Annotated in this window: 8 protein-coding genes; 4 read left to right on the plus strand and 4 right to left on the minus strand. The window is 68.6% G+C overall.

Annotation, left to right across the window (positions count from 1 at the left end):
- On the minus strand, window positions 1-1,034 hold a 1,034-nt coding region (locus NJ4_RS24435), incomplete at its 3' end, for a hypothetical protein (RefSeq protein ID WP_157551338.1).
- A 378-nt stretch (window positions 1,035-1,412) separates the two neighbouring features.
- Between NJ4_RS24435 and rpsA the strand changes: the two genes are divergently transcribed.
- Window positions 1,413-2,903: a 30S ribosomal protein S1 gene (gene rpsA, locus NJ4_RS24440; protein WP_067441949.1), complete on the plus strand. Its 1,491-nt coding sequence runs from the start codon at window positions 1,413-1,415 to the stop codon at window positions 2,901-2,903.
- Window positions 2,904-2,986: 83 nt separating this feature from the next.
- On the opposite strand, the gene NJ4_RS25850 is transcribed toward rpsA, so the two are convergent.
- The gene (locus tag NJ4_RS25850) at window positions 2,987-3,145 is read right to left on the minus strand and encodes a hypothetical protein (RefSeq protein WP_157551339.1); all 159 of its coding nucleotides are present in this window, start codon (window positions 3,143-3,145) and stop codon (window positions 2,987-2,989) included.
- Window positions 3,146-3,239: 94 nt separating this feature from the next.
- Between NJ4_RS25850 and NJ4_RS24445 the strand changes: the two genes are divergently transcribed.
- A complete protein-coding gene (locus tag NJ4_RS24445) occupies window positions 3,240-4,205 on the plus strand; it encodes a GlxA family transcriptional regulator (protein ID WP_067441952.1) in 966 nt (321 codons plus the stop codon).
- A gap of 31 nt (window positions 4,206-4,236) precedes the next feature.
- Here NJ4_RS24445 and NJ4_RS24450 read toward each other — a convergent pair whose 3' ends face one another.
- On the minus strand, window positions 4,237-5,502 hold the full coding sequence (locus NJ4_RS24450; protein ID WP_067441955.1) for a class I adenylate-forming enzyme family protein: 1,266 nt from the start codon (window positions 5,500-5,502) through the stop codon (window positions 4,237-4,239).
- A 200-nt stretch (window positions 5,503-5,702) separates the two neighbouring features.
- Window positions 5,703-7,544 (minus strand): ABC transporter ATP-binding protein, encoded by a 1,842-nt coding sequence (locus tag NJ4_RS24455; protein ID WP_067441957.1) that lies wholly within the window; start codon window positions 7,542-7,544, stop codon window positions 5,703-5,705.
- Between the two features lie 83 nt (window positions 7,545-7,627).
- Here NJ4_RS24455 and NJ4_RS24460 point away from each other — a divergent pair, with 83 nt between their 5' ends.
- On the plus strand, window positions 7,628-8,041 hold the full coding sequence (locus NJ4_RS24460) for a MarR family winged helix-turn-helix transcriptional regulator (protein ID WP_067441960.1): 414 nt from the start codon (window positions 7,628-7,630) through the stop codon (window positions 8,039-8,041).
- Between the two features lie 10 nt (window positions 8,042-8,051).
- Window positions 8,052-8,650, plus strand: a 599-nt coding sequence (coaE, locus tag NJ4_RS24465; protein ID WP_067441963.1) for a dephospho-CoA kinase, incomplete at its 3' end; no start/stop codon positions are given.

Raw genomic sequence — 8,650 nt, forward strand, 5'->3', positions numbered from 1 at the left:
TCGAGCGCGCCGCACTCGACGCCACCAGCGGGAGCGGTGGCCGTGGCTGACATGGGCGAGACCCGCAGGGTCACGTCGGCGAGCTCAACCGCGGTCAACAACGACAGGTTCACGTTCGCGGTCACCACGGCATCGAGACTTGCCGCCCCGGTCGCGTCCGGCGTGGTGTCGCCGACGAAGTCGACCAGGCTGATGGTGACATCAGCCGTGGCAAGGCCGAGCACGTTCAGACCGTTGGTGGTGAACGTCCCGCCGTCGATGTCGTTGAGGGTCACTGCGGGCTGGCCGGCGACCGTGACGGTGACCGTCGGGTCACTGTAGGTGGCGACGCCTGTGGCGCCGTCGGACTTGGTGCTCAGCACGACCGGGTCGGCCACGTGCACGGTCACCAGATTGCCCAGCAGTCGGATGTCGCCGATCTCGGAGGTGGTCTCGGAGACCATGCTCGAGGCGCCCGTGCCGTCGTCGACCAGCTTGGTCGTCGCGGTGGTGCTCGACGCGCCGACCTGTGCCACGGCGAGGCTGCCGAGGCCGAGGGGAACCTCCGCGACCGTTGCCGATATCAAGTTGGTCGACGAGCGGGACAGCACGCGCTCCGGGGTCCCGGGTGCGCAGGCGGTGCCCGAGACGTAGTTCGCTGCGGTGGCGCCGTTGAGGACGCCGAGGCTCAAGAGCCCCGGGATCGCGAGCGGAATGGTGCTGAACGTGTCCGACTCGCTCACCGGCGCGTGAGACTCAGCTCCCTCGATCGCCAGGGGCAGACCAGCGACCATGACGTCGAGGTTGCGACTCGTGGCGTTGGTGTTGTCGGACGCCGCGCTGCTGTCGGCGTCGGCGTCGGCGTGTCCCAGGACGACCTTGGCGAGGTCGAACGCGGCGACGTCGGCGTCAACAGAGACGATGTCGCCGTGCGCCTTGCCGTCGTACGGCGCCGGCAGCGGGTCGGCCTGCGCGGGCGGTTGGAAGAGCAGAACGGAGTAGAGCGATGCTGTCGTCAACGACAGCAACGCAGCGATGCGTGCGCGATATCCCATGCGGAGACTCCTGGACCCGGTCAGTGGAGCAAAGATTTTGGAGAGGGCGAGTGCCCGTACCTTCGCCGCGATAGTAGGTTCGCGGGGCCTGCGGCGTACCCGGAATTGGGTAAATGACCCAGAAGGACTAGTCGTCGGGACGGATGCGTGTGGCGGGGGAGGGCACACCCCGGTTGGACGTGGCGTGCTACGGGCACGTAATCTTTAGGTTGCGCCTCAGGTCTGCCTGCGTCCCGGACGGAGTGGACTCTCGCTCGCTATCGCCCGGTGTACCGCCCACGTTTCAAGGGATCGGTGCCCGGCCGTGCTGAATCGGTAGTGAAACCGGCCTGTCGCGTGCCCGCACGACCATCATCCATCCAAGGAATCACTTCCCTTATGACGAGCACCATCTCTACTCTTCCCGATTACGACGCGCCCCAGGTTGCGGTCAACGACATCGGTTCTGAAGAGGACTTCCTCGCGGCAATCGACGCGACCATCAAGTACTTCAACGACGGCGACATCGTCTCCGGCACCATCGTCAAGGTGGACCGCGACGAGGTCCTGCTCGACATCGGCTACAAGACCGAGGGTGTCATCCCCTCCCGCGAGCTTTCCATCAAGCACGATGTCGACCCGTCCGAGGTCGTCGCCGTCGGTGACGAGGTCGAGGCCCTGGTTCTCCAGAAGGAGGACAAGGAAGGCCGGCTGATCCTGTCCAAGAAGCGCGCACAGTACGAACGCGCCTGGGGCACCATCGAGCAGGTCAAGGAAGAGGACGGCGTCGTCGAGGGCACCGTCATCGAGGTCGTCAAGGGTGGTCTCATCCTCGACATCGGCCTGCGCGGCTTCCTGCCCGCCTCGCTCGTCGAGATGCGTCGCGTCCGCGACCTGCAGCCGTACGTCGGTCAGACGCTCGAGGCGAAGATCATCGAGCTCGACAAGAACCGCAACAACGTGGTCCTGTCGCGTCGCGCGTGGCTCGAGCAGACCCAGTCCGAGGTTCGCCAGGGCTTCCTGACCCAGCTCCAGAAGGGCCAGATCCGCAAGGGCGTCGTCTCCTCGATCGTCAACTTCGGTGCGTTCGTGGACCTCGGCGGCGTCGACGGTCTCGTCCACGTCTCCGAGCTGTCCTGGAAGCACATCGACCACCCGTCCGAGGTCGTCACCGTGGGCGACGAGGTCACCGTCGAGGTGCTCGACGTCGACATGGACCGCGAGCGCGTCTCGCTGTCGCTCAAGGCCACGCAGGAAGACCCGTGGCAGCACTTCGCCCGGACCCACCAGATCGGCCAGATCGTGCCCGGCAAGGTCACCAAGCTGGTTCCGTTCGGTTCGTTCGTGCGCGTCGAAGAGGGCATCGAGGGCCTGGTCCACATCTCCGAGCTGGCCGAGCGCCACGTGGAGATCCCGGAGCAGGTCGTCCAGGTCAACGACGACGTCATGGTCAAGATCATCGACATCGACCTCGAGCGTCGCCGGATCTCGCTGTCCCTCAAGCAGGCCAACGAGACCGTCACGGCCACCGAGGCCGAGGAGTTCGACCCGACGCTCTACGGCATGACCGCGTCCTACGACGAGCAGGGCAACTACATCTACCCCGAGGGCTTCGACCCGGAGACCGGCGAGTGGCTCGAGGGCTACGACGAGCAGCGCGCGACCTGGGAAGAGCAGTACGCCAAGGCGCACGCCCGCTGGGAGGCCCACGTCAAGCAGCAGGCCGATGCCAAGGTCGCGGAGGCCGAGGCCGGCGAGGCCACCTCGTACTCCAGTGGTGGTGGCACCGACACCGAGTCGGCAGCCCCCGAGGCGGAGACCAGCGGTTCGCTGGCTTCCGACGAGGCACTGCAGGCGCTTCGCGAGAAGCTCACCGGCGGCGGCAACTGATTCACTGAACAACCACGAAGGGCCCGGACATCGTCAGATGTCCGGGCCCTTCGGCCATTTCTCGGGTCGAGTCGTCGGTGGGCTCACACGCGGGCTCCGCGGTCGAACATGTCGCGGTGGTGACTGCGGGGGAGACCTGATGCGGCCCGGCTCCCGTAGCCGTCGTGGTGGATGTAGGCGGCCAGGTAGACGAGGTAAGCCGTCGAGGCCGCGATCAGGAGGATTGCCAGGAAGAGGTTCATGGCATCAATTCTGGCTCGCTCGAGATCCTGCCACGAGTGGCAGTAATGACATTCCCCATTGATTTTCTGCCAAGGTCGGGGCATTCTCGACCTCATGCACAAGGTGGCGGTCGTCGTACAGGATGGAGCCGAGCCGTTCGGGCTCGGCGCGATGTGTGAGGTGTGGGCCGAGCCCTACCACCCCGAGGACGACAATCCGGTCTTCGACTTCGTGGTCGTCACGCCCCGGCCCGGGCGGGTCAGCGGCGCCTCCGGCTACGACCTGTACGTCGAACAGGGGCTGGACGCCGCCGAGGACGCCGACCTGATCTGCGTGGCTCCCAAGCGCGACTTCCTCGAGCCCTCACCGGAGGTCGCCGACCTCGTCGCTCGCGCACACGCCCGCGGCGCCTTCGTCTTCGCGCACTGCACCGGCGCCTTCGTGCTCGGCGAGGCCGGGCTCCTCGACGGCCGGAGGTGTACGACGCACTGGCGCCACGTCAAGGTGTTCGCGGAGGCGTTTCCGCAGGCGCGGGTCGACCCCGACGTGCTCTACGTGCAGGACGGAACCATCGTGACCGGCGCGGGGTCGGCCGCCGGACTCGACGCGGCCCTGCACCTGATGCGGCAGCAGTTCGGTGCGAAGGTTGCCGCGACCGCCGCCCGGCGGATGGTCGTGCCGCCGCACCGCGACGGTGGCCAGGCCCAGTTCATCGCGCGCGCCGTCCCCGACTGCGTCGCGGAGACGCTGGGCCCGCTGCTGACCTGGATCCTGGAGAACCTGGCCGAGGACCTCTCCGTCGACGCGCTCGCTTCGCGCAACCACATGTCGCCCCGCACCTTCGCCCGACGGTTCCGTGACGAGACCGGCACGACCCCGCACGCGTGGGTCACCGCCCAGCGCCTGGTCGCCGCCGAGGAGCTGCTCGAGCTCACTGACCACTCCGTCGACTGGATCGCGGCCGAGGTGGGCTTCGGCAACGCGGCCACCCTGCGTCACCACTTCACCCGGGCGCGCGGGGTCAATCCGCAGCGCTACCGCCGGCTGTTCAGCTCGCGTCAGGACGAAGCCACCGCGTGACAGGTGTCGAGTCGGTGGCTGTGCGACCTACTCAACCGGCGTCGGAGGCCAGCTCGGTGCGGCGCACCTTGCCGGTGAGGGTGCGGGGGAGCGCCTCGAGGAAGCGGTACTCCTTGGGGCGCTTCGGCGGCGCCAGGTGCTCGCGGGCGAAGGCGTCGAGGTCACCCGCGGTCGTCGTACCGACCACGGCGGCGACCACACGTTGCCCCCACTGGTCGTCGGGCTCGCCGAAGACCGCGACGTCGTCGACACCGTCGAGTGCACCCAGCACGTTCTCCACCTCGACCGGGTAGACGTTGACGCCGCCGGAGATGATCAGGTCCTCGCGCCGTCCGTCCAGGTAGAGGTAGCCGTCGTCACCGAGCCGACCCAGGTCGCCGACGGTGAAGGCGGGGCCTCCGGGGCCGTCTCGCCAGGCCTCGGCGGTCTTCTCAGGAGCCTCGAAGTAGGTGAATCCGGCGTGCGGCGGAACGGTGCACCAGATCACGCCCTTCTCATCGACCGACAGGGTCCGGCCCGGCCTGGCCCGACCGACCGTGCCGGGATGCTCGAGCCACTCCTCGCTGCGACAGGCGGTGAACTGACCTTCGGTGGAGCCGTAGAACTCCCACGTGGAGTGGGGCGGGAACAGGTCGATGAGCCGGTGTTTGACCGCCGGCGGGCAGGGCGCGCCCGCGTGCGCGACCAGCCGGAAGCAGCTCAGGTCGGGCACCCCGACGTCGTCCCAGTGTGCGAAGAGCCGTTGCAGGTGGGCCGGAACGCAGAACATCGTGGTCGGCCGCTCGTCGCGGATGGCGCGCGTGATGAGCTCGGGATCGAAGGGACCGGGGACCACCACGCGGCCACCGGCGAGGATCGTTCCCATCGCGAAGCGCAACGGCGCCGAGTGGTAGAGCGGACTGAGCACGAGATTGACGTCGTCGGCACGGAAGCCCCACAGCTCGCGCTCCTCGTCGACCAGCGCCGCCGCCTCCGCGTCGTCGAGCAGCCCGCTGTGCACGCCCTTCGGCGTGCCGGTGGTGCCACTGGTCACGTGCATCGGCCGGGCCCGCGGGAGGCCGCGTGACCCACCACCCAGTCGGGCCAGCAGGGCGTTGACCTGGTCGTCGGTCTCCACGACCAGATCGGGGCGTACGCCGGCCAGGACCCGCTCGCGTTCCGTCGGGGTCAGGCGCGGGTCGAGGGGGACCGGGAAGACGCCGACAGCGAGGAGCGACATCACCAGGTCGACGTACACCAGTGAGCCGGGCACGAGCAGGGCCACCCGCGACCCCTTGTTCAACTCGCTGCGCGTCATGCCTCCATCATCGCGGCACCGACTCCCACCCGGTGGGTCTGTCCACGGCCGTTAGCTCGGCGGGGGTGCCCACACCGTGCCGAGTTCCACCTGGCCCGGCCGACCAGGGGTCCGTTCGGGCAGGCACGTGAGTGCGACACGCCGTCTGCACGGCGTGTCGCACTCATGTCGGATCCGGAACGGACCCCTGGTGCGGCGCCTCAGGCGGCCACGGGCTCGGTGGCCGGGCCGCCCCGCACCAGGGCGGCGTACCGGCCGCCAGCGACCAGGAGCTCGTCGTGCGTGCCGAGCTCGACAATCCGCCCGTTGTCGAGCACGGCAATCTGGTCGGCGTTGCGGACCGTCGAGAGTCGGTGCGCGATGGTGATCGTGGTGCGACCGCGGCTCACCTCGTCGAGGGCGGACTGGATGGTCCGCTCGGTCTCGTTGTCGAGGGCGCTGGTGGCCTCGTCCAGCACCAGGATGCGCGGGTTGCGCAGCAGGGTGCGGGCGATCGCCAGGCGCTGCTTCTCCCCGCCGGAGAACCGGTGCCCGCGGGCACCGACGACGGTGTCGTAGCCCCGGGGGAGCGCGACGATGACGTGGTGGATGCGTGCGGCGCGGCAGGCCTCCTCGATCTGCTCGTCGGTCGCGTCCGGCCGGGCGTGCAGCAGGTTATCCTTCACCGACGCGTGCAACAGGTAGGTCTCCTGGGTGACCACTCCGACCAGGTCGGCGAGGTCGGTCAGTCGCAGGTCCCGGATGTCGTTGCCGTCGATGGTGACCCGCCCCGAGGTCGGATCGTGGAGGCGGGCAACCAGCGAGGCCAGGGTGCTCTTGCCGCTGCCGGTCTCGCCCACGAGCGCCAGCGTGGTGCCTTCGGGCACGGCCAGGTCGATGCCGTCGAGCACGGGCGCAGAGTCGTCGTACGCGAAGGAGATGGCCTCGAAGCGGACGTCACCGCGCACCTGCTCCCGGCGTACGTCGGCCGGATCGACGGGGTCGTCGATCTCGACCGGGAGGTCCTGGTACTCGAAGATCCGGCTGAACAGGGCGAGTGACGCGGTGATGTCGACGCCGACGTTGAGCAGCGCCATCAGTGGACGGAACAGTGTGCCCTGGAGTGCAGTGAAGGCGACCAGGGTGCCGATCGTCATGCCGCTCGCCGTCGCGGGCAGTCCGGCGGCCAGATAGATGAGCGCAGGGATGGTGGCGAAGATGATGTTCATCGTGGCCATCCGCCAGCGGCCGGCGAGGCGAGAGCGGATCTCGAGCCCGACCAGGTCAGTGGAGGTCTCCTCGAATCTGTGGGTCATCGCCGGCGCTGCGCCGAGGGTCTTGCTGAGCAGCACACCGCTGACCGAGAGGCTTTCCTCGACCTGGACGTGCAGGTCGGCCAGGCGGCGCTGACGTTCCGCGGTGATCGTGTGGCGCATGCGTGCGACCTGACGGGTCAGCCAGATCGCCGGGGGCAGCACGACCAGGGAGAGCAGGGCGAGACGCCAACTGAGGGCAGCCATCGCGACCGCCGTACCGATCACGACGGTGACGTTCGCGGCGATGGAGGTGGCCGTGGAGGTGACCACGGACTGCATGCCGCTGATGTCGTGGGTCAGACGGGACTGGACCTCGCCACCGCGGGTGCGGGTGAAGAAGCCGACGGACTGGCGCTGCAGGTGGGCGAACAGGTCGGTGCGCAGCCGGTGCATGACCTGCTGTCCTACCGCGGTCGACTGCCAGGTCTGGACGACGCCGATGGCGGCGCTGGCGACGGCGACTCCGATCATGCCCCCGACCAGCCAGAGCAGCAGGTCGACGTCCTGTCGGGGGAGTGCGACGTCGATGGCGTGGCGAACGAGGAACGGTTGGGCAAGACCGATCAGGGAGCTGGTGATGATCAGGCCGACGATGAGCACGAGTCGTGTGCGGTAGGGAGCGAACAGTCGGGCGATGCGGCCCAGTGAGACGGGGGACTCCTGGAGCTGGCGCTGGTCGGCCGGATTCGGACGCGTCGCGCGACGGCCGTTGCGGCCGTCGGAGTCGGGGATTGTGGGGGTGTCCATGTGGGCCCCTTTCTGTGGATCAATTCATGATGCTGAGGATACCTCACTATGAGGGTTGTGGTCCAACCGGCTATGGTTTGCCCATGGGTGAGAACACGGGCGATCTGCTCCAGGCAGCGGCGAGGGCACTGCGTCGGCGCTACGGGCGCGCGATGGCTGCCTGGGACATCGCACCCGGTCAGGCGCGTGCGCTCCGGTTGGTCCGCGAGCTCGACGACCCACGGCTCTCGGTGATCGCCGAGAGACTCCGGATCGCGGCTCGCTCGGCGACCGAGGTCGTGGATGCACTGGAGTCACGCGGACTCGTCGAACGCAGTCCCGATCCCCGTGATCGACGGGCCACCTGCGTGCGGGTCACCGAGACAGGAGACGAGATGTGCGTGGTGATCGACCGGGCCCGAGCCGCGGCGGCGAAGGACTATCTCTCCGTCCTGCCCGCGGAAGACCGCGCCGAGCTCGACCGCCTGCTGCGTCTCCTGCTCGAGGTCCACGACTAGTGTTCTCGGCATGAGAGTTGGACTGACCGGCGGTATCGCCTCCGGCAAGAGCACGGTCTCGTCGCTGCTGGCCGAGCAGGGCGCGGTGATCATCGACGCCGACGCGCTCGCCCGCGAGGTCGTCGAGAGGGGTACGCCGGGGCTGGCCGCCGTCGTGGCCGAGTTCGGCCAGGGTCTGCTGACGCCTGACGGAGACCTCGACCGACCGGCGATGGGAGCGCTCGTCTTCGGCGACGAGGCGGCACGCAAGCGCCTCGAGGCGATCGTGCACCCACTCGTCTTCGAGCGGATCGTCGAGCTCGAGTCCGCCGCCGGACCCGACGACGTGGTGGTCCACGACATCCCGCTGCTGGCCGAGAGCGGCCGGGCCGACACCTTCGACGCGGTGATCGTGGTGCACGCGCCCGTCGACGTACAGGTCGAGCGCATGGTCCGCGATCGTGGTTGGACCGAGGCCGAGGCCACGTCGCGCATCGCGGCCCAGGCCGACGCCGAGGACCGGCTGGCCATCGCCACTCACGTCATCGACAACACCGGGACGCACGAAGACCTCCGCCATCGGGTGGCAGAGGTCTTCGCGGAGATCAGCGGGTCAAATTCACAGGCTCG

It is taken from the genome of Nocardioides jensenii JCM 1364 = NBRC 14755, from assembly GCF_001552535.1.
GTDB lineage: Bacteria > Actinomycetota > Actinomycetes > Propionibacteriales > Nocardioidaceae > Nocardioides > Nocardioides jensenii.